This is a genomic window from Arsukibacterium perlucidum DSM 18276, assembly GCF_000382165.1.
GTDB lineage: Bacteria > Pseudomonadota > Gammaproteobacteria > Enterobacterales > Alteromonadaceae > Alishewanella > Alishewanella perlucidum.
The window spans coordinates 1-1,702 of record NZ_KB907771.1 but is presented as its reverse complement, the minus strand read 5'-3'; the positions used below and the strand labels follow the sequence as shown (position 1 = coordinate 1,702).

The 1,702-nt window shown below is 41.2% G+C and carries 2 protein-coding genes; both read right to left on the bottom strand.

The window, feature by feature from the left end; all coding sequences use genetic code 11:
• Nucleotides 1–226: 226 nt before the first annotated feature.
• Nucleotides 227–1,372 carry a hypothetical protein gene (locus tag H141_RS0119545; RefSeq protein ID WP_019677954.1) on the bottom strand — a complete coding sequence of 382 codons (1,146 nt, stop codon included), beginning with the start codon at nt 1,370–1,372 and terminating at the stop codon, nt 227–229.
• A complete protein-coding gene (locus H141_RS0119540) occupies nt 1,369–1,575 on the bottom strand; it encodes a hypothetical protein (RefSeq protein WP_157611061.1) in 207 nt (68 codons plus the stop codon). Before H141_RS0119540 ends, H141_RS0119545 begins: the two co-directional genes overlap by 4 nt.
• Nucleotides 1,576–1,702: the final 127 nt, after the last annotated feature.

Genomic DNA, 1,702 nt, shown 5'->3' with positions numbered 1-1,702 from the left:
TTTGGCGATAGATCTGATCACCGAACGCCATGAATGTTCCTTCTGAATTCATCTTTTTGTTTTAGCTAACAATTTTGTGGGGATACCTCAGGGTCCGAACCACATCATCGAGCGCTGCCCCGATAAGACAAAAGGCTCATATTAAATCGCACCGTTAATAGTTTCACTCTCAAGAAAAATCATCTGAAGGTGGAGAAAGCGTCACGCTTATGGCGTGACGCTTTTTTTAAAAGTAAGTTTTAAAACCCAGCGCTATGACTTGCTCATCTTCAAACCCGAAAGGTAGTCGGCCTGAGGAGTAAGAGACGAAAAGACCTGCTGGGCCCCCAAGCGTATAAGTCCTCAAACGATACTTGTCTAAATTTGCCTCTTTGATAATAGTTGATGCACCTAATTCATTGTATGTTCGATAGTTAAAAGAGAATGTATAAGGTATATCCAGCATAACTATAAGCGGCACGTTGATATGCAACTCAGCAGAAATTCGTTCATATCTAGAATCATCTCCTGCCAGCGCTCTTGGCGTTTCAGAGCTTGGTTCAACAGTATCTATGCCAATTCGTAGCGATGGAACTATGCCATGACTTCCAAAAAATGAGGCTCTGCCAAGATCCTCATAAACTGTTGAAAAAAAAGCACTGATTTTTTTGTTATTTGCGTCAAATGATTGATCAGTCTCATAACCAACCTCTACACCAAAGTCGTTATAGAAAGCTGGGCCTATGGGTTTAAAAAATGTCATGGTTCCAATGTTAATAATTTCAGGGCAAGGCGGAACATCAAGCTTATCCTCATCCATACAAGATAAGTTGTCTCTGAGCATTGCAACCGCAGGCAACGACATAAAGTTAGGGTTGCTGGAAAAAGATAAACTAACCGTAGCATCAATTAAATTATGAGGGTTATCGTCGTCGTCTTGTGCTGCTGTACCACTTATATTTAAGTCAAACCCATATGATTTAACCGTTGCGTCTTCATTTCCGAAGGTTTTCCGGTGAATAGACCGCTTAAAGTCAAATTCCAATGCGATGACTGATTCACCATCTTCAACATCCAGAATTACAAATTTTGCTTCAAAAGGCAGCTTATCAAGTGTTGAACGAGCAAACGGGGACTGCATGAATGCATCGACAATCCCGCACTTTAACAAGCTTTGCTGTATTTCAGGGCTATTGGTTACGTCAGTGGCATCAAGTTTTTTCGCTAAGGTATTAATTGCTATCGTACCGAGACACTGACATTGTTCCGCGGTAAAATATGTAGGGCAAAACTCACTAAAGTGGTTCTCTACTGCTGGAACGACTTGTGCCAGGGAAGAGCTTGTTACACTTCCCAATGCAAAAAAAATAATTAGCAATATAATCCGTTTCATTGGGCTACTCTCTCTCTTGGGAAATTGTACTTTCCATCAACCACGTCGCCCAATTCAGCTAACTTTTCTTTAGTCGCAAAACTGTCTGAAATTTCGGCAATGGCTGCAGCGGAGTCAATTCCTTTTTCGTATTCAACGGGGAAGTTGATTAACAACCAGGCGTTTAGCTTTTGTGTAAATACATTGGCTTTGATGAGTTTCATAGCAGGAGTAGCGCCTACAGCGCCGATAATAAAGAGACTATAAAATCTTCTGTGTAAGTGGCTGTTTATCATAACGATACTCGGTCACCGTACATGATCATAAACTGCGTCATGGCAGGCTTCCAAT